At 44.6% G+C, this 20,505-nt stretch carries 24 protein-coding genes and 1 pseudogene; 15 read left to right on the top strand and 10 right to left on the bottom strand.

What is annotated here, in order from left to right; genetic code table 11:
* A partial coding sequence (locus tag BLR15_RS12560; RefSeq protein WP_143003992.1) for a DDE-type integrase/transposase/recombinase occupies window positions 1–260 on the top strand: 260 nt, incomplete at its 5' end.
* 380 nt (window positions 261–640) lie between these two features.
* Here BLR15_RS12560 and BLR15_RS12555 read toward each other — a convergent pair.
* Entirely contained in the window at window positions 641–1,108 is a 468-nt protein-coding gene (locus tag BLR15_RS12555) for a YbaK/EbsC family protein (RefSeq protein WP_092988037.1), read from the bottom strand.
* A 276-nt stretch (window positions 1,109–1,384) separates the two neighbouring features.
* On the opposite strand from BLR15_RS12555, the gene BLR15_RS13885 reads away from it, so the two are divergent.
* The 7 genes from BLR15_RS13885 (at window position 1,385) to ptsG (ending at window position 6,732) form a co-directional block, all read left to right on the top strand.
* Window positions 1,385–1,621 (top strand): hypothetical protein, encoded by a 237-nt coding sequence (locus tag BLR15_RS13885; RefSeq protein ID WP_176754160.1) that lies wholly within the window; start codon window positions 1,385–1,387, stop codon window positions 1,619–1,621.
* Window positions 1,622–1,682: 61 nt separating this feature from the next.
* Window positions 1,683–1,898, top strand: a complete 216-nt coding sequence (gene relB, locus BLR15_RS12550; RefSeq protein ID WP_092988035.1) for a type II toxin-antitoxin system RelB family antitoxin — start codon at window positions 1,683–1,685, stop codon at window positions 1,896–1,898.
* A gap of 305 nt (window positions 1,899–2,203) precedes the next feature.
* The gene (gene relB, locus BLR15_RS12545; protein ID WP_092988033.1) at window positions 2,204–2,428 is read left to right on the top strand and encodes a type II toxin-antitoxin system RelB family antitoxin; all 225 of its coding nucleotides are present in this window, start codon (window positions 2,204–2,206) and stop codon (window positions 2,426–2,428) included.
* Between the two features lie 509 nt (window positions 2,429–2,937).
* Window positions 2,938–3,162, top strand: coding sequence for a hypothetical protein (locus BLR15_RS12535; protein ID WP_092988031.1), 225 nt, complete (start codon window positions 2,938–2,940; stop codon window positions 3,160–3,162).
* Window positions 3,163–3,291: 129 nt separating this feature from the next.
* A complete protein-coding gene (locus tag BLR15_RS12530) occupies window positions 3,292–3,720 on the top strand; it encodes a hypothetical protein (protein ID WP_092988029.1) in 429 nt (142 codons plus the stop codon).
* A gap of 27 nt (window positions 3,721–3,747) precedes the next feature.
* On the top strand, window positions 3,748–4,581 hold the full coding sequence (gene glcT / locus BLR15_RS12525) for a glucose PTS transporter transcription antiterminator GlcT (RefSeq protein WP_092988027.1): 834 nt from the start codon (window positions 3,748–3,750) through the stop codon (window positions 4,579–4,581).
* Window positions 4,582–4,698: 117 nt separating this feature from the next.
* Window positions 4,699–6,732: a glucose-specific PTS transporter subunit IIBC gene (ptsG, locus tag BLR15_RS12520; protein WP_092988025.1), complete on the top strand. Its 2,034-nt coding sequence runs from the start codon at window positions 4,699–4,701 to the stop codon at window positions 6,730–6,732.
* 129 nt (window positions 6,733–6,861) lie between these two features.
* On the opposite strand, the gene BLR15_RS14170 is transcribed toward ptsG, so the two are convergent.
* A complete protein-coding gene (locus BLR15_RS14170) occupies window positions 6,862–7,059 on the bottom strand; it encodes a methyltransferase domain-containing protein (RefSeq protein WP_218118671.1) in 198 nt (65 codons plus the stop codon).
* A 249-nt stretch (window positions 7,060–7,308) separates the two neighbouring features.
* Between BLR15_RS14170 and BLR15_RS12510 the strand changes: the two genes are divergently transcribed.
* Window positions 7,309–8,244, top strand: coding sequence for an NADP-dependent oxidoreductase (locus BLR15_RS12510; protein WP_092988023.1), 936 nt, complete (start codon window positions 7,309–7,311; stop codon window positions 8,242–8,244).
* A gap of 31 nt (window positions 8,245–8,275) precedes the next feature.
* On the opposite strand, the gene BLR15_RS12505 is transcribed toward BLR15_RS12510, so the two are convergent.
* The 7 genes from BLR15_RS12505 to BLR15_RS12475 form a co-directional block, all read right to left on the bottom strand.
* Window positions 8,276–8,542 (bottom strand): hypothetical protein, encoded by a 267-nt coding sequence (locus BLR15_RS12505; RefSeq protein ID WP_092988021.1) that lies wholly within the window; start codon window positions 8,540–8,542, stop codon window positions 8,276–8,278.
* A gap of 1 nt (window position 8,543) precedes the next feature.
* Window positions 8,544–8,957: a hypothetical protein gene (locus BLR15_RS12500; RefSeq protein ID WP_092988019.1), complete on the bottom strand. Its 414-nt coding sequence runs from the start codon at window positions 8,955–8,957 to the stop codon at window positions 8,544–8,546.
* A gap of 56 nt (window positions 8,958–9,013) precedes the next feature.
* Window positions 9,014–9,292 (bottom strand): hypothetical protein, encoded by a 279-nt coding sequence (locus BLR15_RS12495; protein WP_092988017.1) that lies wholly within the window; start codon window positions 9,290–9,292, stop codon window positions 9,014–9,016.
* A gap of 103 nt (window positions 9,293–9,395) precedes the next feature.
* The gene (gene plsX, locus BLR15_RS12490) at window positions 9,396–10,379 is read right to left on the bottom strand and encodes a phosphate acyltransferase PlsX (RefSeq protein ID WP_092988015.1); all 984 of its coding nucleotides are present in this window, start codon (window positions 10,377–10,379) and stop codon (window positions 9,396–9,398) included.
* Window positions 10,380–11,261, bottom strand: coding sequence for a DegV family protein (locus BLR15_RS12485; RefSeq protein ID WP_092988013.1), 882 nt, complete (start codon window positions 11,259–11,261; stop codon window positions 10,380–10,382).
* The gene (gene fabF / locus BLR15_RS12480) at window positions 11,261–12,526 is read right to left on the bottom strand and encodes a beta-ketoacyl-ACP synthase II (protein WP_092988041.1); all 1,266 of its coding nucleotides are present in this window, start codon (window positions 12,524–12,526) and stop codon (window positions 11,261–11,263) included. The genes BLR15_RS12485 and fabF overlap by 1 nt, the downstream gene beginning before the upstream one ends.
* Window positions 12,527–12,594: 68 nt before the next feature.
* On the bottom strand, window positions 12,595–13,296 hold the full coding sequence (locus BLR15_RS12475) for a GNAT family N-acetyltransferase (protein ID WP_092988011.1): 702 nt from the start codon (window positions 13,294–13,296) through the stop codon (window positions 12,595–12,597).
* 177 nt (window positions 13,297–13,473) lie between these two features.
* Here BLR15_RS12475 and BLR15_RS12470 point away from each other — a divergent pair, with 177 nt between their 5' ends.
* The 6 genes and pseudogenes from BLR15_RS12470 (at window position 13,474) to BLR15_RS12445 (ending at window position 20,134) form a co-directional block, all read left to right on the top strand.
* A complete protein-coding gene (locus BLR15_RS12470; protein ID WP_092988009.1) occupies window positions 13,474–14,886 on the top strand; it encodes a YfcC family protein in 1,413 nt (470 codons plus the stop codon).
* A 168-nt stretch (window positions 14,887–15,054) separates the two neighbouring features.
* A pseudogene (locus BLR15_RS12465) lies at window positions 15,055–16,250 on the top strand (AMP-binding protein); the annotation flags it as partial.
* Window positions 16,251–16,352: 102 nt separating this feature from the next.
* A complete protein-coding gene (locus BLR15_RS12460; protein WP_092988039.1) occupies window positions 16,353–16,826 on the top strand; it encodes a peptide-methionine (S)-S-oxide reductase in 474 nt (157 codons plus the stop codon).
* A 112-nt stretch (window positions 16,827–16,938) separates the two neighbouring features.
* A complete protein-coding gene (locus BLR15_RS12455) occupies window positions 16,939–17,589 on the top strand; it encodes a TetR/AcrR family transcriptional regulator (RefSeq protein ID WP_092988007.1) in 651 nt (216 codons plus the stop codon).
* Window positions 17,590–17,617: 28 nt separating this feature from the next.
* Window positions 17,618–18,499: an ABC transporter ATP-binding protein gene (locus BLR15_RS12450; RefSeq protein WP_092988005.1), complete on the top strand. Its 882-nt coding sequence runs from the start codon at window positions 17,618–17,620 to the stop codon at window positions 18,497–18,499.
* A 21-nt stretch (window positions 18,500–18,520) separates the two neighbouring features.
* Window positions 18,521–20,134: an ABC transporter permease gene (locus BLR15_RS12445; protein ID WP_092988003.1), complete on the top strand. Its 1,614-nt coding sequence runs from the start codon at window positions 18,521–18,523 to the stop codon at window positions 20,132–20,134.
* A 109-nt stretch (window positions 20,135–20,243) separates the two neighbouring features.
* Here the strand turns inward: BLR15_RS12445 and BLR15_RS12440 are convergent.
* Window positions 20,244–20,505: transposase (locus BLR15_RS12440; RefSeq protein ID WP_143003990.1), on the bottom strand; the 262-nt coding region annotated here is incomplete at its 5' end.

Below are 20,505 nucleotides of genomic sequence, written 5' to 3'. Positions count from 1 at the left end.
AGGTCGCAATGGCTAAAGTCATTAAAGCTTTTAAACTTAAACCTGACTGTCATTGTACATCGAAATATCTGAATAACCTCATTGAGCAAGATCACCGTCATATTAAAGTAAGAAAGACAAGGTATCAAAGTATCAATACAGCAAAGAATACTTTAAAAGGTATTGAATGTATTTACGCTCTATATAAAAAGAACCGCAGGTCTCTTCAGATCTACGGATTTTCGCCATGCTACGAAATTAGCATCATGCTAGCAAGTTAAGCGAACACTGACATGATAAATTAGTGGTTAGCTATATTTTTTTACTTTGCAACAGAACCAGTTTATATGTGTGGATACTACTTTTTTTCGTAGTAATTTAATTAAAGCATTTACATTAAATCCAGACTATGACAGTTTAAAATAAATGATTTTCAGGGCAATAAAAGGGCAAATAATCTGAGAAAGGGCAAATAGTATTGGGATTCTTTTTAAGAAAATAGTTGAAAAACGTTGATCTAAAAGGATTTTTATTAACCTTTGTAGAGGGGTAATTGAAGCTTTTCATTGAGTGGGAATAACGATATAATTTTAGGACCCTTGTAGATTTCTGAGTGCAAGGGTCTTCATTTTTAAATATCCACGATGTAATTGATCCGAAACTAGCTGTGACTATCATTTTTATTGATCGTCAAATCAGCGATGGCAGGCTGAATCAAATCAATCAGGTCATCAACAGAAATCAGCACGCTTTTACCCAGTTCACCTGATGAAACTATGATATTCTGATAGTCTTTGATCATCTCATCAAATAATATCGGGTACTCGGGATGGTGCATAAAGATTCCAATGGGTGTATTCGCACCATGCGGATAACCGGTCTTTTCCAGTACATATTCAATCGGGGGCAGCCCGATCTTCCTGTTCTTTGAAACAGCTGCTGTTTTCTTATAATCCAGCCTGGAATCCAAAGGAACCAGTGCAATGGTCGGGCCGGTTTTATTTCCTTTAAGAACAAGCGTTTTAAAAATTGGAAATTCAATTGTATCAATATTTTCTTTGGAGATTTCATACGTCTGATAGGGTATGTTCTTCTCCTCTAAAAAAAGTTCTACTTCATTTTTTGTCATATCATTTTCCTCCTGAAGTAAGATGTATACCATTGAGATAAGTTTCATTTGATATTCAGACGTTATTTTATCACTATATCCATCTAAATCCTTATTATAAACATAATTAACAGTAATATGTTGGCTTACGTTTCAACGAGTGAGAGGTATGAAATCGATTATAAATGTCTTTTATCTTGTCTCAAATCGAAATCAGCATCCGAATTCGATCACAGTCTTTAAAATATGACCTTCAAATCGATTCGAGCATCGAAATTCGATTACATCCTTCAATATATGCCTCTCAGATCGATTTTGGCATTCAATTTCGATTTAACGCAGTCAAAACGATCATTCAAATCGAATCGCTATACTCTGGGGAGAGTCAACTTAGCATTGCCCACCCACGCAAGAAGTACGGGTGTCTATCCAAAACCGACGAAGTCCATCAAGCATTGGCAGAGTCTGTTCAGACTAAATATGGAAACACCTGATATGGGACAGTTCGACTATATAAACTCGGAGTCAATATGAGAATACAATTGTATTCGTTCGCGCTATAATGAATACATAGAAATCAGAGGAGGCCGTTTTCATGATCACTACCACAGTAAATATCTCTGAAGAAGATTACAAGAAGGTTAAAGCTATTGCTGCTTTTGAAGGCATGAGTGTTTCGAAATTTATGAGTCAGGCAATTTTGAAACAAGTCGAGAATAAGCTGGACTATGCAGCAGGTATTGATGTTTTGAATGAGAATAATGAACGTGTTTCCAGGGAGGATGTTTTCAGTGAGGTATTTTCTGATTGATGTATACTTGGAGCTTTGTAAAAAGCATATAAAACATTCAAGAAATTAGAAAAAAACGATTCAACAGCTATTGGTCGCATGGTTCGTTAAATATATTGAGGATACGGAAAATCCATGGCAATGGGGCAAGGCTCTTGAACTTGACGTGAAAACACTTTGGTGTTGCCGGGTAGGTAGTTTTCGTTTGACTGTGGATATTATCGACAATGAATTTGTGGTCCTTATTCCTTTCTAATGGATTCATCATGAAAGAATATGCTAGAACAGTCGGATTGAATTACAAGAAACAGGAAGGATGAATGCCAATGAATACTATCATTGTGAGGATGAACAAGCATGAGCAAAAAATATTCGAAGAATATGCGAAAATGCATGATAAGCCCCTGTCTACGATTATGAAGGAAGCCCTTTATAAAAGAATAGAGGATGAACTGGACAAGGAAAGTATCAGAGCATACGAAGCTGATATTCAGGATGATGAAGTTGATGTCCACAGTCATGAAGATATGAAGAAGCAGTTGCGACTGTAAATTGGTGTACAGGATCGTATATGAAAAACGCACGATTAAAAGTCTGTTGGAAATCGACAAATGACAACAACACATGATTGTCTCCTGGATTGAAAAGAATCTGATTCGTACATCAGATCCAAAGCGGCATGGTATCCCTTTAAAAGGTGCTTTGAAGGACTACTGACGCTATCGCGTCGGCAATTACCGTATACTCGCGGACATCGACCAGGTTGAAGTGAGAATTCTGATTGTGAATGTTGGCCACCCTAAAAATATCTATAATATATAGGCCAATATCACCTGTCTTATGCCACGTGAATGATAAAACAGAAACCGAATGGAATACTCAAGATGTTCCGTGAAAATATTATGATTATTTAGGTCAGATAATGTTCAAATGTTTTTGTTTGATGATACTATTCAAATATAGATGATAGTTTTAGAAATAGAGAAAATAAAATGTATAAAATACTTGGTCCAACTGATTATACAAAATATAGGTTTTAACAAGAAAAGAGGTGAGGGTAATGATTGAGGAATTAAAACAGGAAATACTGGATGATCAGTCAAATAATCGATTTAAGTCCGCAGATCAGATGCCTCTTGCGGATAAGCACGATGTGAGTAAGGAATTAAGGGCAAAATATAAAGCAGCGGTTAGAACGTTGACAGCGGATGAAAGTTTTCCTTATGAGGTGGAATGCTGGATGCAGGGAGATGTACTCAGGATTGGATATAAGCCGATGAACTGACATCGCAGACATAAATAATGAAACATCCTGAAGTTCAGCGATTTCATAAATCTCCCTTTTCTTCATGCTGTGTTATAGTGGTTTGAATGGTAAGGATAAAATCATCAAACATGTCGAGGTAAATCATTTATGAAAGTGAATATGGAATCAGAGCAGGCAGCTTATCAGGCGAAAGAAACAGAACCGTTGAAGTTGAAGGAAGTTTATTTCAAAGTGAAACCCGAGGTTAATGAACGTAAAAGGTTGTTCAGAAAACCGTTGTATGAACTGACGATTGTTGCAGAAGCAGATGGTCAGGTGTATGAATTTGCAGGCTATGATGTCGACAATGCATTGATTTCAACCCTGGAAAATAATCCATCACGTTTTCTAGTCGGCGATGGACCGCCATTTTTATGCGGTACGGACTGGCCGGACAGTGGCGTATCGGAAGTCATAAAAGATCATAATGTACCGCTTGATGCCCTGCTTATAACAGATGGCAGGACGGTCTTGGCAGTAATATATAATAATGAGATACCGGCTTTTATTGGCTGGCTGAAACAGTTGATCAAATAACACAGTTGAACGTTTAAGGGGTGCAATATGTATAAAGTGGAAAAGGCACTGAACAACAACGTAGTGATTGCACATGATGATCTGGAGGAAGTCGTATTGATCGGCAGGGGAATCGGTTTTGGTGCAAAAGAAAATGACGTATTGGATACAGAGAAAGCGGATAAAGTGTATAAACTGACCGGTAAACAGGACAGCAGCAGGTATCAGACGCTGCTTACGATGGGAGACGAAGAACTGTTCAAGCTGATATTCGAGGCGATTGAACTGATTGATGAGCTGACAGCGCATCAGGTGAATGACCGTATTGTGCTGTCTTTGACGGACCATCTGCTCTTCAGCATCAAACGCCAGGAGGAACGAATTGAAATTACGAATCCTTTCATCAATGAGACCCGTGCGCTTTACCCGAAGGAATACCAGATTGCTGAAGAAGTGGTGAAGATGGTGAATCAGAAGTATCATATTCACCTTCCTGAAGCGGAAATTGGGTTCATCGCCCTGCACGTCCATTCTTCAATTTATAATAAATCTGTTCTGGAGATGAACATTCTCTCTGAAGTGGTACACCAGGCGATCATGATGATTGAAAATGGGCTCGGTATCTCCGTCGACCAGACTTCATTATGGTATGACCGCTTCGTCAGACATATCAGTTTCTGTGTCCAAAGGGTGATTAAAGGCGAGAGTGTGCCGGATCAGGATGACTTTGGCGAACTGTTGAAAGCGCAATATCCATTGTGCTATAATGTTGCCATAAAGATTGTAAAGATGATGCAAAACAAACTGCAAAGGAAAGTATACGACTCTGAAGTTGTGTACTTGACGATGCACATCAATCAATTCGAACATTATTCTAAGTAAATGTGTAACCATCAGAGGGCATGAGTTTACAGGGAATAGTTTATTTAACTATTTCTGTATACTCATGTCTTTTTTTGTTTTGTATGATTTTGAATCGATTAAAGAGGAGGAATTACCATGTTTAAAAAGATTTTTGGACAGCTGCAGCGTATCGGTAAGGCACTGATGCTGCCAGTCGCAATATTGCCGGCTGCGGGTCTGATGCTTGGTATCGGTGCCGCGATGCAGACGGAGGCGATGGTTGATTTCATGCCGTTTTTAGAAGCTGGATGGATTGTCGCCCTGTCCAACATGCTGCAGGCGGCGGGAGGCATCGTTTTCGATAACCTGGCTCTTTTATTCGCACTCGGTGTTGCGGTCGGTCTTGCAAAAGGTGACGGTGTGGCTGCGATTGCTGCATTTGTCGGCTATATGATTATGAATGTAACTTTAGGACAGGTGGCGGGAGTCACCCCTGAAATGGCTGCCGACGATCCTGCGTATGCCTCAATCCTCGGTGTGGATACCATCCAGACAGGGGTGTTCGGGGGTATTATCATCGGTGTGTTATCCGCCTGGGCATACAACAAATATTACAATATCGAACTGCCTCAGTTTTTAGGATTCTTTGCAGGCAAGCGTTTTGTTCCGATTATGACAGCTGCGTTGTCGTTTCTGGTCGGTCTTGCATTGTTTCTGATCTGGCCGCCGATTCAGGAAGGTTTGAACACCGTTTCATATTTCCTGATGGAAGAAGCGACGGCACTCGGTGTGTTCATGTTCGGTATGGTCAAACGTCTGCTCATTCCGTTCGGGCTGCATCATATTTTCCATGCACCATTCTGGTTTGAGTTTGGTACATATACGAATGCGGCCGGAAACATTGTCAGAGGGGATTTGAACATCTTCTTTGCACAGCTGCGTGACGGGGCTGAACTTACGGCTGGTAACTTCATGCAGGGTGAATTTCCTGTAATGATGTTCGGTCTGCCGGCGGCAGCGCTTGCGATGTACCATGCTGCACGTCCTGAACATAAGAAGTATGTTGCAGGTATTATGCTGTCCGGTGCACTGACGAGCTTCCTGACAGGTATTACAGAGCCGTTGGAGTTCTCATTCCTATTCGTTGCGCCACTGCTTTATGTGATTCACGCAGTGCTCGACGGCTTCAGTTTCTTAATACTTTATCTGCTTGATGTGAACCTCGGTTATACATTCAGCGGTGGTTTCATAGACTTTTTCCTATTCGGCATGCTCCAGAACCGCACTGAGTGGTGGTGGGTGTTCATCGTCGGCGCAGTTTACGCGGTAATCTACTATGTCATCTTCAGATTCTTGATCCAGAAGATGGACTTAAAAACACCGGGCCGTGAAGATGCGGCAGCGGGTTCTGAATCCGGTGAAGTGAAAGATCTGCCGTTCAACGTTTTAGCAGCAATGGGCGGTGAGTCGAACATCAAACATCTGGACGCATGTATTACGCGTCTTCGTGTGGAAGTGAAGGATACAACTGAGGTGGATGAGGCATCGCTTAAAAACCTCGGTGCTTCCGGAGTGATGAAAGTCGGCAATAATATGCAGGCGATCTTCGGCACAAAATCGGATCTGATCAAAAATGATATGCAGAGAATTATCGATGGAGAAATTACTTCTGCGGATGAAACGACAGTGTCGGACGATGCGGATGCTGAAGAAGCGGTGAGCGGCAGCCCGCTGAACGCCGATACAAAAGACATCTTCAGTCCGATCAAAGGGGAGGCGGTGTCACTCGAAGAAGTGCCGGATCAGGTCTTCAGCGGGAAAATGATGGGCGACGGACTCGCAATCAAGCCTTCAGAAGGCATTGTCCGTGCACCGTTTGATGGTGAGGTCGTGACGGATTTCCCGACGAAACATGCACTCGGTCTGACGAACGCAGGCGGTCTTGAGGTGCTCGTTCATATCGGTCTGGATACGGTCAACTTGAAAGGGGAAGGATTCAAGCTCCATGTAAGTACGGGAGATACGTTTAACAAAGGGGATGTACTGATGGAATTTGATCTGGATTATATCAGGGAGCATGCTAAAAGCGCCATTACGCCGATTATAATCACAGGCCCTGCTAATATAGAAATTGCAGCGGCAAACACAGGTGAAGTGGATAATGATGACATTATCATCAATGTAAAATAAATATTGAAAATATCCCTCTAAAGCATTTTACTTTAGAGGGGTATTTATTTTGATTGTAATGCCAGTCCTGACTCCCTTCGGACGTGAAAATCGGGTGTTCAACGGAGAAGATGAATTCACCGCCGGCTTTCAGGGCCTGGTATACTTTTTTACAATCAGGATGAAATCTCTGATGTAATGCATAGCCAGTGAACTCATCACGGTATTAAAAGTTTCGTCCGGCATCTCCATGTCTTCCATGGCAGTACATCGATATTCAATTACCGGATGAGGATTTCTATATTTGGCAGTTTTCAGCATCTTATCTGAGATATCAGTGCCGAGCATTCTCCCGAACCGTTAAGTCCTTCTTTTGACCGGCGTATTTCAGCATATTTTGAATAAAAATCTGTGTCATTGTATTTATTTTCTTTCATAATGATTAAGCTCCCTTTTCAAAAGGTAATGTTTTATATCATGTATATCCTTATAATACAATTATTTTTCAGAACAAGTATACTGTAAGTGAGGTCGGAATTTATAATTCCTGGTTGAGTAAAGTAAGCGGTCATTCACTTTATGGAAGGAGAGATCTATATGAAAGCGATTATTACAGAAGCGTACGGCGGTGTAGAGGAGTTCAAGGAGGCGGCGCTTGAAAAGCCAGAGGCAAAAGGGCACGATGTGCTCATCGAAGTGTATTCTGTTGCTGTAAATCCGATGGATGTGAAAGTGCGCGCCGGTGAGTTCGAAGATATGATTCCCATGACATTTCCCATCATTTTCGGTTCGGATATTTCAGGGACTGTCAAAGAAGTCGGTAATCTGGTAGAAGATTTCAAAGAGGGAGATGAAATCTTCGCCAAAGGCAAACTGAAAGCACCCGGCGGTTTTGCAGAGTACACGCTGATAGAAGATAAACTTCTGATCAGAAAACCGGACAATGTTTCGTTTAAAGATGCAGCGGCTGTGCCGCTCGCGAGCCAGACGGCCTGGCAGATGCTGAAGGACAACGCTGATGTCAAAGATGGGGAGAAAGTGCTCATCCATGCCGGTTCAGGCGGTGTCGGCAGTTTCGCGATCCAGATTGCCAAACATTTCGGTGCAGAAGTCGCAACAACGACCAGCGGCAGGAATGTTGATCTTGTAAAAGGTCTCGGTGCGGATACTATCATCAATTATAAGGAAGAAGATTTTTCTGAGCGAAAAGCGGAATTTGATGTTGTACTCGATACACTCGGCGGTGAAATACTGGAAAAAAGCTATGATGTACTGAAACCGGGCGGCAGACTGGTTTCCGTGGCCGGAAAGCCGGATGAGGCGCTCGCTGAAGATAAAGGTATTACAGTGAAATATCAGAATACCAAAACAAAAGTAGAGCAGCTGGAAAAGATAATGGACCTGGTATCAAAAGGACAGGTGAAGCCGGCTGTCGGCAATACATTCCCGTTGACTGTCGAAGGTGTGCGGGAAGCGCATAAATTGAGTGAATCAGGACATGCGAGAGGCAAGATTGTCGTCAATGTTAAATGAATGAACCCCCTGAATTTTAGAGGGGGTTCATTTATCTCGACTTGGCAAAATGCATGATCAGACCGGCGACAGCGATGATGCTGCCGACCGGAATGAGTGAGAGCGTCGTTTCAAAAAATATCTGCCCCGCCGGTTCTAGCGTGCGTATTCCAATCATCATTATGATGAAGAATAATATGAAGCATACGATGGCGGCCGAAAGCAGACTGACGCCTGCATAGGCGGTCTTTATGGGCTCTTGTCTGTGGTTGATCGCATAAATGAGTGCAATGATTGTCAGTATGACAGCTAAAAACATATCAACCACTCTCTTCTTTCGAATCAGATTTTTTCTTATGCTTGACCAGACCGATGATTGTCATGATCAATCCGGCGGGTGTCAGTACAAGTAGGGCTCCAAGGGACTGCATGATGGCGGAACTTTGCCAGCTGTACCCGACTGTCCCGACGTTGGACATGACCACAGAAAAAACGATGAATGACACTGCTCCGACAGCGAGCAGCGCCCCGCCGGTATAGGCGGTTTTGATCGGCTCTTCCCTCTGACTGTAAGCGATAAAAATTGCGAATATCAGAACGACAACAGCAAAAACCATTGGGTCACCTTCCTTATTGACATACAGGCTTTCTGCATTATGAATATAATCAGCGGTAATATTAGACTTGATTTTCCTTGGTGCCATGATATCAGAGTGAAAAATTGAAGCAACCATTTAAAAGTAAATCCCCTTCGGCGGTAAAATGCCAAAGGGGAATTTTTTCAGGTCGGTCATTTTGATTTTTTGCGGTTTAAAACAAGTCCGGTGATCATCAGTATCAATCCGGCAGGAATCAGGATCAGCGCATCACCCATGGCAACCAGCACGATGATATCTTCTGAGCTTTCGCCGAAGTGCAGTATGTCCGCTGCGACGAGCGCAAATATCAATAGGGCGATGATGCCGACAGCAAGCAGGCTGCTGCCGGCAGTGGCCATTGCCATCGGTTCTTCTCTCCGTTTATAGGCGTAACCGATCGCTATTATTAAAAGTATTAAAGCTAAAATCATTTTTCATTTCTCCTATAATCAAGCAATCAAAGTCATTCAAAAGCATGTGATTATTCTTATCAGTCGTATTAACCAATCACCGCGATTATAAACATGTGTATTCCTAAGTTGAAAAAGTGCTGCTGTCAGCAAGCCTCGCCGCGATTTCAACACTGTGCTTGAACATCGTTCTATCGGCTGCACCGTGGGTGATGATGACGGGTGCTTTGATGCCGAGTATGAATCCGCCCCCGATGTCTTCGTTCGTATATCTGCTGATGCTGCTCCGGACCGTATCTTCGACGGCCTTCACAGCATTTTCATCCAGTTTTTCATCATTTTTAAGGTTATTGAGCAGATCATTCATCAAAATCTCTGCTGTGCCTTCCACCGATTTCAACATGATGTTTCCGGTGAATCCGTCTGACAGTACAACATCATTTGTTCCGCTGAGCAGCACGTTGGGTTCTACATTGCCTGTGAAGTTTAATTCTTCAGACGTCTCAAGAAGTTGATGGGCTGCCTTCGTGAAGTCATTGCCTTTGGAAGCTTCCGAGCCGATATTGAGCAGCCCGACTCTTGGATTTTCGACGCCAAGAAGTTGTCCGGCGATATCACTGCCGAGTTTCCCGTACTGCACCAGATGTTCCGGTTTTGAGGCGGTGTTCGCCCCGGAATCGATCAGCAGATAATTGGGTGCTGTTTTTGATACCGTCGGTAAAATGGAAACGGCCGCCGGGCGTTTGATGTCCGGCATTAATCCGATGTGTAACAGGCTGCCCGCATAAATTGCACCGCTGCTGCCGGCGGAAACGAAAGCGTCCGCGCTGCCTTCTGCAACTGCCGTCAATCCTTTGACGATTGATGAATCCTGTTTTTTACGGATGGCTTTTAGCGGGTTGTGGTCATCTGTAATCTCTTCCTCTGCAGAAATGATTTCAAGCCGGCCTCTGTCGGCAAAGTCGGGAATCGCCTGTTCAATCTCATCAGGTAATCCAAACAATAAAAAGCTCAGTTCCGGGTTGTCATGCATGGCGAGGCATGCGCCGTAAACGGTCGTCTCCGGTCCGAAATCACCGCCCTTTGTATCGACTGCGAGTCTGATCATCTAGTCCACCTCATTGGTCACGGGCATCAGACCGAGTGATAAAGCATTTTTTCCGAGATGTGAACAGAAAGCCGTGCCGATCATGCGGATTTCCACCGGCTGTTCGGGCAGCAGTTTCTGAATAGCCGTTTTTAAGCGCATTGCTCTGTCTTCTGACAGTGTGTGCCCGATGCCGACCTGGATTTTATGGTCCGGATACTTTTTCTGAAAGCCGGCAGTGAGTTCTGCGAGATGTCTGTTGCGGTTTTTATTTGTACGGAAAGTTTCTGTCAGAACAGGGGTATCCTCCGGCACGTATTCGAGCACGGGGAGTGTCTTGAAGGATTCGTCTTCAAGTTCATTCAGTGCTTTGCCCCTGCCGCCTTTGATCAGGTTGTCGTGTTTCTCGATGGCGATGAAAAATCTGCTCTGATTGATCAGCCAGGTCATCTCGTCTTTTATTGCTTCAAAAGAACTGCCGGCATCTATCATGTGTGTCATCTGTACGATCAGCTGTTCCATATTCACGGACAGGCCGACGGCATCGAAATTGACGATATTCAACCTGTCTTCATATTCCTGCCCGATGGAGTGGGCGGTCTGGAGTGTGCCGCTCACACCCGAACTCAAATATACGCCGAAGACGGTGTCATAGCCTTCGTCGATGATTTTCTGGAATGCTGTATGATAATCCTGGATGCCGGGCTGGGCGGTTTTTGGCTGCTCTGTGCCTTCCTGCATCCATTCCTGAAAGAAATGTTCAAGATGTGCTTCATCTGTCGACTCTGTGATGATGTCGCCATTCGGGAGTGCCAGTGTGAAGTCGACCTGGAACAGGTCGTCCCTGTCTTTTAGCGGTGATTCCAAATACGCCGAACTGTCAAATAGTATTGCTGCTTTCATTAATATTCCTCCTGGTGTATCAGATGAATTTGGCCACTCCACCGCTTAAAGAGCAGTGAACTGTTGTGTCCGCCGAATCCCATGGAATTGGTAAGGACGTATTCCAATTGTTCTTCTCTGCCCTTTAGCGGTACGCAATCCAGATCGCATTTGGGATCCGGATTCTTAAGATTCAAGGTCGGCGGGATGAAACTGTGCCGCATCGCTTCTATAGATACGATGGCCTCTGTACTGCCTGCTGCGCCGAACATGTGGCCGATATAGCTTTTTGTACTGGAGACAGGTATTTTGTACGCTGATTCTCCGAGTGCCGATTTGATTGCCTTCGTTTCGCTGGAATCGTTGGCCGGTGTACTCGTGCCGTGTGCGTTGATGTATGATATATCCTCGGCTGTGATGCCGCCCATTTTGATCGCTTTTTTCATTGCCATCCCTGCGGCAGTGCCGTCAGGAAGCGGGGCGGTGACGTGGTGGGCATCTGTCGTCGCACCGTAGCCGGTGATTTCTGCATATATTTTCGCACCGCGTGACTCAGCGGATTCGAGCGATTCAAGCATCAGGATGCCTGAGCCTTCAGCAGGTATGAAGCCGTCCCGTTCTTTGTCGAACGGACGGGATGCAAGGTCCGGGTCAGTTTGTGCCGACATGGCTTTCAACACGGAAAAGCCGCTGTAAGTCGAATCGCTCAAAGTCCCTTCAGACCCGCCTGCGAGGCATGCTGTCAGCTGCCCTGCCTTTATCTTCATGAATGCCTCGCCGATCGAGTGGCTGCCGCTTGCACATGCAGAAGAAACGGACATGGAGTCGCCTTTCATGCCGAAACGCATCGCAATGCCTGCCGCTGCCATATTGACGGGCGTTTTGATATGAAAGAGCGGCTCGACCTTATTCGGTCCCCTCTCATTCAATCTGATGACGTTTTCCTCCATGGAGACATATCCGCCTGAACCGGAGCCGACAATCACGCCGACATCAAATGCGTTTCCTTCATCTATTTCAAAGCCGCTCATCTTAAACGCTTCGTCTGCTGCTGCTACCGCGTACTGCGCGAACAGGTCCATTCTTTTGGCTTCCCGGCGGTCCATTGTCATTCCCGGATCAAAGCCCTTTACTTCAGCAGCCAGTGTGGTTCTGTAATCATCCGGATTCACCCTGGTTGCAGTAGCGATGCCGTGTTTTTCCTGACGGATGCTCTGCCACATTTCCGCGACATTGTTACCGATCGGGGTCACTGCCCCCATGCCTGTTATTACAACTCTCACCATTTTCATCCCTTCAATTCTCATTAATACATACCGACTGAATATCCATTGTTATTGTATCATAATGGTGGTTAATTCAACGTGCTTTCGATATGCATACGGTAGCTCCAATTTTTAACGGATTCATTTTTAAGCTTCAGATTTTCTTCTTTGAATTCTTCAAAGCCGTTCTTCATATAAAATTTCCGGTTGATGCCGGTATTAGTCACAAGAGAAACAATGCCGCCGTCATTTTTGGCGATGTATGGAAATACACATTCTTTCAGAAGTCTGCTGCCGACACCTTTCCCCTGCGTTTTATGTGAAACGGCAAAAGAATCGACATACCAGTCGAATCTTTTGCTGTCTTCAATGTTGACCTCCGAGCTGTTTGCCAGTTTTAAAAATTGAAGTGTCTTCGGCAGCAAGCCCTTGAACAACAGGGGCAGTCCGCCGATTTTAATATAATCCGGCATATCGTTATTTTTATTTTGTAAGTTTTTAACGAGGGCAGCGGCCAGAATTTCATTATCTTCTACAGCAACCAGACAAGTGTGCTTCTTTAAAAACACTTTTGTATTCAAGTGCTGAAGCGCTCTGATGAGACGGTAACGTTTATGATTGTTTTTCTCTATGATTTCAAAGAGCGGGTAATCTTTGAATGCACCCGCCAGCAGTTGGGAGACTTCATGCATTTCTGTTTCATCAGCTTTTCTGAATTCCATATGACCGGCCTTTCTGATTGATGGTTTCCACATTATAATGACATACTGTTCCATTATATAATCGTCCATAATGCGAAACAACAATTATGCAGATTGCAAGTGCTCAAAATGATGAGGGACATGTAAACACATCACGAAAACAGAAAATTCTGTGAACATACTTGTGAAAATACAAAAAATAGTATAATCTTTTATTCAACAGACAGAAAGATTATGCATGTCATTTTATAAAAAGGGGAGATAATCATGTCTGAGTCAGGTGAAAATGAAGTTGAACCGAAGAAAAGGGGAAGGTTCGAAGTACCTCACGTCTACGTTATTCTGTTTGTTTTAATCATAGTCGCTGCGGCAGCCACTTATTTTGTGCCGACAGGTGAATATGAACGGACGGAAGTGGACGGACAGGAAGTGGTCGTGGATGGATCGTACAGTGCTGTCGAGGCGAATCCGGCAGGTGCCTTTGATATATTTCAGGCTGTGCACATTGGGATGGTGGATGCAGCGCCGATCATATTCTTCATATTCATCATCGGTGGCGCATTCGGTATTTTCAGGGCAACGGGTGCTTTGGAAAGCGGTATGAACACGGTGGCGCATAAGATGCAGGGGAACGAAATATTACTGATTCCGGTATTGATGACACTGTTTGCGATAGGGGGCGCCATCTTCGGGCTGGCGGAGGAAACGATCCCTTATATCATGATCATCGTGCCGCTTGTAGTATTCATCGGCTATGACTCTATGATGGGTGCTGCTATCGTACTCTGCGGTGCATCAGCCGGTTTTTCGGCCGCTTTCATGAACCCGTTCACCGTCGGGGTCGCACAGGGTATCGCAGAACTTCCGATTTACTCAGGATTCTTTACAAGATTGATTTTCTGGGCGATATTTGTCGCTGTAGCGATTGCATATGTAATGATTTATGCAAGAAAAATCAAGAAAGATCCAACAAAGAGCATAATGTATGAAGAGGATAAGGAAAAAAGAAAAACTTTGGAAAATCAGGAAAGAGAGCATCTGACAGGCAGACAAATGGTAATCATCGGTGTGCTTTTAGTGACGGTCGTTACACTGGGCTATGGCGTCGTCCAGCATGGCTGGTATATTACAGAAATTGCCGCGCTGTTCCTTGTCATGGGTGTCGTCATGGGTCTGATATCCGGCATGCGCATTAACGACATTGCTGAAAACTTCATCAAAGGATGTCAGCTGATTGTGCTCGGCGCTCTCGTTGTTGGTTTTGCCTACGGTATACAGGCTGTAATGTCAGAGGGGAACATCATTGATACGATTTTGTATTCGATGTCTAATGCAGTGAGTGTGTTGCCGGCAAGTCTGACCGCAATCGGCATGTTTATCGTACAGGCTCTGATCAACTTCATCGTTCCGTCCGGAAGCGGGCAGGCAGCGCTGACGATGCCGATCATGGTGCCGCTCTCAGACCTCGTCGGAGTGGCGAGACAGACGGCGGTGCTTGCATTCCAGTTCGGTGACGGCATATCCAACATTGTCACGCCGACATCAGGCTACTTCATGGCAGGTCTTGCAGCTGCAGGTATTTCATGGGTGAAATGGATACGCTGGGTGTGGCCGCTGATTTTGATACAATACGCTCTTGCCGCAGTCTTTATAACAATCGCCCATTTGTTCATATTTTAATAATACTTTTTGAATGATATCGATATTATGAAAAATTATAATACGAAGAGAGGGCCTATAACGTTACACTTCTATATTTAGCGGGAGGCAATCCCTTTTTTCGAAGACATAACCGAAGCGGTAAAAAATGACCAGGGATCTTTAGAAGGTCACTTGCCGTTTGGATGACGGGACGATATCCCGACACTTGAAACGATACTTTTTGCTGAAGACATAGAAGCGGCATCTTTTCAGGATAACGGGGCGGAATACGTGGAATGGATGGACGCCGAAGACAGCATGCTGATCCATTATACGAGCGGTTCGACCGGAAAACCGAAAGGCGTACTGCACGCGCACCGCGTTCTTACCCATCAGTATGAGTCGGGCAAATGGGTGCTGGACATCAAGGATGATGATGTCTACTGGTGCACATCGCACCGGGGTGGGTGACCGGCAGCGTCTATGGGCTGTTTGCACCGTGGCTGAACCGTGCAACAATCGTCATCCAGGGCGGCCGTTTCAAAGCAGAGGACTGGTACAAGCTGATTGCAGAACTTAAAGTGACCATCTGGTACAGTGCACCGACGGCGTTCAGGATGCTGCTGTCTCAGGGCGACGTTCTGAAAGACTATGATTTATCGTCACTCAGACATATACTCAGTGTCGGCGAACCGCTGAACCCTGAAGTCATCTACTGGGCCTGGAAAGCACTCGGCGTCAGAATTCATGATACATGGTGGATGACCGAAACGGGCGCGCACCTTATCGTCAATCTGCCGGGCGAGAAAATAAAACCCGGTTCGATGGGCAGACCGTTCCCGGGAGTCGAAGTCGGCATATTGGATGAAGTAGGGAATGTTGTACCGAGAGGGACGCCTGGACAGCTTGCGGTAAAGACACCATGGCCGGGCCTGATGAAAGAAATTTGGGGAAACAAAGATAAATTCGATTCCTACTTCAAATATGATGGCTGGTATTTATCGGGAGACCTCGCTTATCAGGATGAAGATGATTATGTGTTCTTCCAGAGCAGGGATGATGACATGATCAATTCTTCAGGTGAGAGGATCGGACCGTTTGAAGTGGAAAGTAAACTCATTGAACATGAAGCGATACAGGAAGCGGGCGTCATCGGGAAGCCGGATAAAGTTCGCGGCGAAATCGTCAAAGGATTCATCGTTTTGAGGAAAGGATTTAAAGAAACACCGGAACTTCTTGAGGAAATCCGTATATTCGTCAGAAACAATCTCGCAGCTCACCTTGCACCGAAAGAGATCGAAGTAATGGCTGAACTGCCGAAAACGACGATCAGCGGTAAAATACTGCGCCGTGAATTGAAGCAGATGGAGATAGAGAAGGTTTCGGCAGGAAATATCGTATAGAAAGACATGTTCTCCGCATTCTGCGGAGAGCATTTTATTTTCCCGGGAAATAAAATCCCGTCGATGGTACAATTCAGTATGAAAAAGATGGGAGTGGATGGTTTGGAAACAGTATATATGGCCGGCGGGTGCCTGTGGGGCGTTCAGGCATTTATAAAGACACTGCCTGGCGTCCGGTTGACTGAAGCGGGCAGGGCAAATGGCGCATCAAAGACTCTTGAAGAGGACTACGATGGTTATGCAGAATGTGTAAAAACAACGTTCGACCCGGAGTTGGTGACAATCGAAGAACTGGTGACGTACTTATTTGAAGTCATCGATCCATACAGTATTAATAAGCAGGGAGACGACATTGGCGAGAAGTACAGGACGGGTGTATACAGTGAGAATCCGGAACATTTAAAGCTGGTTGAAGCACTCATTCAAAAGAGGGAAGATTACGACCTGATCGGCGTGGAAGTCTTGCCGCTTGAAAACTATGTGAAAAGTGCTGAAGAGCATCAGGACAGACTGGATAAATATCCGGATGATTACTGCCATATACCGAAGGATTTATTAAAAAAATATGATGATTGACCGCAGACACCTGCCAGACGCACGCTTCCGGCAGGTGTTTATTTTTTGATGTGAATTTTAAATTGACCGTAGTGGTCAATAGTGTTATATTTAAATTGACCATATTGGTCATTTGAAATATGGCCGAAAGGAGGATGTACTCATCAACCCTTCATTTTATAACTTAAAACAGCAAAAACAGGAGCGTATCATTAACGCAGGCATTAAAGAATTTGTCAGAAACGGATTTGATAAATCTTCGACTAATGCAATCGTTGAAGAAGCGGGGATTTCCAAAGGTTCACTGTTCAATTATTTCAATAACAAAAAAGACCTTTATTTATTCTTATTGGATTACAGTCTGGAGATCGTGGATAAAATCATTGATGACATTGACCTCGAGGATGGCGATTTATTCAACAGGATCCATAAGGTCGGCATCAGAAAGTTAAAGGTCCAGATGGAATTTCCGCATCTGTTCGATTTAATGACGGCAGCGGTCGCAGAGGAGTCGGAAGATGTCAGGGACATCATAAAAGTGAGACTGTCTCCCGTCTACAGGGAAAGTCAGAACAAACTATATGAAAACATCGATTATTCATTGTTCCGTGAAGATGTTGACGTTGAAAAGGCGATAGAGATTTTAACCTGGACGATGACCGGTTACGGGGATAAAGCGGTCAGTCAGCTTCGCAGCTTTGAGGATCTCGGTGAGTTTGGCGAAAGATATTTGGAAGAGTGGGAACGTTACAGCGAAATACTGAAATACAGTTTTTATAAATGATTTGAAAGGTTAAGCGGGGTGGATTGTTATGACAGAAGTGGTAAAAGTGGAAGGTGTACAAAAGACGTTTGGCAAGGCAAAGGCGCTGAGTGATGTCACTTTCACGGTTAAAGCAGGGGAAGTGGTCGGCTTTATCGGCCCAAACGGTTCCGGTAAATCGACAACGATTCGTATTTTACTCGGAATCATTAAACGGAATGCCGGGAATGCTGAGATTTTCGGAAAGGATGTATGGAAAAACAGCCTTGAGATTCATAAACGCATTTCCTATGTTCCGGGCGATGTGACTTTATGGGGCGGTCTGACAGGCGGAGAAATCATCGATCTGTTCCTTAAATTGCATGGCGGCGGCGATAAGGAGCGGCGTGACTATCTGATTGAACGGTTTGAACTGGATCCGAAGAAAAAGGCGAAGAGCTATTCGAAGGGGAACCGTCAGAAAGTCGGATTGATAGCTGCTCTATCCGTTGAGTCGGATTTATATATATTTGATGAACCGACTTCCGGTCTTGATCCTCTGATGGAGTCCATATTCCAGGAAGAGGTCGAAAAGCTGAAAAATGCAGGGAAGTCAATTCTCTTATCCTCTCATATTTTGAGTGAAGTGGAGCGGCTGGCAGATAAGGTGGTCATCATACGGCAGGGAGAAATTGTGGAAACCGGTACGCTTGATGAACTGCGTTATCTGACCCGTTCAACGGTGAAGATGGAGACAAATGGAGACATCACCGCGATGGCGGAGGTTGCCGGCGTGTTTGATTTTGAGCAGGACGGCAATAAGGCCACATTCTCTGCCGAACAGGAGCATTTAAACGAAATATTATTGGCGGCAGGAAAATTGGATGTCATAAAATTCGATTCATCACCGCCGACACTCGAAGACTTGTTCATGCGTCATTATGAAGGCTGAGTGTGAAAGGGGATAATGATAATGAAAGAAAAATTTGCACGCTGGGATATACTTTTCTTGCAGTATTTAAAGCGTGATTGGAAAAAAATCATCATCTGGGTCTTGGGTATCGGCTTATTCTCATCCGGTTTCATACCGGCTTTTAAAGAGCTTGCGAAAGGACAGGGCCTGGTCGGGATGTATGAAACGATGCAGAATCCTGCAATGATTTCCATGGTTGGGCCGACACCGATCGACTCTGCTGCAGATTATACGCTGGGCGCGATGTATGTCCATGAAATGTTATTATTCTGCGGTTTGATCACGATGATTGTGTCGCTTCTCCATGTGGTCGGCCATACACGTAAAGAGGAAGATCTCGGCCTGACAGAACTGGTCAGATCATTCCAGATCGGCCGCCAGGCAAACTCTTTGGCCACCATGGCAGAAACGGTGCTTATCAATGTGCTGCTGGCTGTGGTCATCAGCGTGGTGATGATCAGTTTCAATGCTGACACGATTACGGTGGAAGGGTCATTTTTATTTGGTGCATCAATTGGTGCTGCAGGTGTACTGGGTGCAGTGCTCGGCTTGTTATTTGCGCAGATCATGCCGAATTCCTCTGGGGCGACGGGGGTTGGACTCGGACTTGTCGGGCTGTTATATATGACGCGTGCAGGAACGGATGCTTCAAATCCTGACTGGTCGATGATCAATCCGATGGGATGGACTTATCTGACTTACCCATTTACGGACAATAATTGGATGCCGCTCGTTTTTGTACTCATTTTCAGTTTGGTTGTCATCATTATTTCATTTGTTCTTGAAGGCAGCCGTGATATGGGCGCAGGCTATCTTCCGGAAAGGGAAGGCAGAGCCCATGCAAAAAGCTCTTTGCTATCTGTTCAGGGGCTGTTCGCACGGTTGAACAGAGGTGCAATCATCGGCTGGTTTATCGGCTTCCTTGTAATGGGTGCGGCATACGGCTCGATTTACGGAGATATGCAGACCTTCCTTCAAAGTAATGAAGTCATGCAGCAGATGTTCACTCAGGCGGATGTATCGTTGGAAGCGTCCTTTACATCTACAATTATAATGGTGATGGCCGTACTCGTTTCAATTTTACCGATTGTCATCATAAACAAACTTTTTGCCGAGGAGAACAGGTCGCAACTCAGTCAGATATTCTCAACAAAAGTGTCGCGGACAGAATTGTTTTGGGCGTCGGTGGGGCTCGCAATATTCGCAGGTGTACTTGGAACTTTACTGTCGGTGGCCGGTCTCGGAGGTACGGCACTTTCAGTTATGGAAAGTGATTCATCGATGGGGATGGCGGACTTTTTCGCAGCGGGCTTCAACTTATGGCCGTCAGTGCTGTTCTTTACCGGTTTGTCCGCATTGGTTATCGGCTGGGTGCCGGGTGCCGGAAAACTGGTATATGTATATTTGGCTTATTCATTTATGTTGAATTATTTTGGCGGTATCGTCGACTTTCCGGATTGGTTTTTAAAAACGGCCATTCAGGACTGGCTGCCGCAGATGCCGGTGGAAAGTTTCGATTTACCGGTCTTTATTACTATTACAGCAATCAGCATTGTTTTAATGGTCATTGGTTATATCGGTTATAAGAGACGTGATATGGCGGAAGGTGCCTGATCGGGGCATAAAAAAGTGAAAGATATGTATTGGAATCAATTTCATAATTGCTCTTTTTAAAAATACAAAGACCTACAGAATTCCTAAAATGTATTTTAAAAAACAGAAATCATGCAGCTTGTTGCTGAATGAATTGAGCATCGATGCGGTCTGCAGCCAACTTGGATGCATTGTAAACAAGTGTCACCATGTCAAAATGAATTTTTGCGCGTTTTCCGGTACGATATCGAACATTGTTCAGTTGAAAGAATTCCTTAAGGTATGCATTGACTCTTTCTACCGCAGTACGGCGTTTGAAAATGTTTTTCCATGCTAGAGACCCACGGGCTGGTGCGGAATATTTCCTGAGATCTGTTGTTATTTTCATTTTG

This window comes from Lacicoccus qingdaonensis, assembly GCF_900101075.1.
In the GTDB taxonomy this organism is placed as follows: Bacteria; Bacillota; Bacilli; order Staphylococcales; family Salinicoccaceae; genus Lacicoccus; species Lacicoccus qingdaonensis.
This window is presented reverse-complemented; position numbering and strand designations above follow the sequence as displayed.

Coding starts and splice junctions, on each gene's coding strand:
- ptsG (WP_092988025.1), top strand. CDS start 4,699: ATGTTTAAAAAGATTTTTGGACAGCTGCAGCGTATCGGTAAGGCACTG.
- BLR15_RS12535 (WP_092988031.1), top strand. CDS start 2,938: ATGATTGAGGAATTAAAACAGGAAATACTGGATGATCAGTCAAATAAT.
- BLR15_RS12485 (WP_092988013.1), bottom strand. CDS start 11,261: ATGAAAGCAGCAATACTATTTGACAGTTCGGCGTATTTGGAATCACCG.
- fabF (WP_092988041.1), bottom strand. CDS start 12,526: ATGGTGAGAGTTGTAATAACAGGCATGGGGGCAGTGACCCCGATCGGT.
- relB (WP_092988035.1), top strand. CDS start 1,683: ATGATCACTACCACAGTAAATATCTCTGAAGAAGATTACAAGAAGGTT.
- BLR15_RS12495 (WP_092988017.1), bottom strand. CDS start 9,292: ATGATTTTAGCTTTAATACTTTTAATAATAGCGATCGGTTACGCCTAT.
- BLR15_RS12475 (WP_092988011.1), bottom strand. CDS start 13,296: ATGGACGATTATATAATGGAACAGTATGTCATTATAATGTGGAAACCA.
- plsX (WP_092988015.1), bottom strand. CDS start 10,379: ATGATCAGACTCGCAGTCGATACAAAGGGCGGTGATTTCGGACCGGAG.
- glcT (WP_092988027.1), top strand. CDS start 3,748: ATGTATAAAGTGGAAAAGGCACTGAACAACAACGTAGTGATTGCACAT.
- BLR15_RS12500 (WP_092988019.1), bottom strand. CDS start 8,957: ATGGTTGCTTCAATTTTTCACTCTGATATCATGGCACCAAGGAAAATC.
- BLR15_RS12555 (WP_092988037.1), bottom strand. CDS start 1,108: ATGACAAAAAATGAAGTAGAACTTTTTTTAGAGGAGAAGAACATACCC.
- BLR15_RS12445 (WP_092988003.1), top strand. CDS start 18,521: ATGAAAGAAAAATTTGCACGCTGGGATATACTTTTCTTGCAGTATTTA.
- BLR15_RS12530 (WP_092988029.1), top strand. CDS start 3,292: ATGAAAGTGAATATGGAATCAGAGCAGGCAGCTTATCAGGCGAAAGAA.
- BLR15_RS13885 (WP_176754160.1), top strand. CDS start 1,385: ATGCCTCTCAGATCGATTTTGGCATTCAATTTCGATTTAACGCAGTCA.
- relB (WP_092988033.1), top strand. CDS start 2,204: ATGAATACTATCATTGTGAGGATGAACAAGCATGAGCAAAAAATATTC.
- BLR15_RS12510 (WP_092988023.1), top strand. CDS start 7,309: ATGAAAGCGATTATTACAGAAGCGTACGGCGGTGTAGAGGAGTTCAAG.
- BLR15_RS12450 (WP_092988005.1), top strand. CDS start 17,618: ATGACAGAAGTGGTAAAAGTGGAAGGTGTACAAAAGACGTTTGGCAAG.
- BLR15_RS12470 (WP_092988009.1), top strand. CDS start 13,474: ATGTCTGAGTCAGGTGAAAATGAAGTTGAACCGAAGAAAAGGGGAAGG.
- BLR15_RS14170 (WP_218118671.1), bottom strand. CDS start 7,059: ATGCTCGGCACTGATATCTCAGATAAGATGCTGAAAACTGCCAAATAT.
- BLR15_RS12505 (WP_092988021.1), bottom strand. CDS start 8,542: ATGTTTTTAGCTGTCATACTGACAATCATTGCACTCATTTATGCGATC.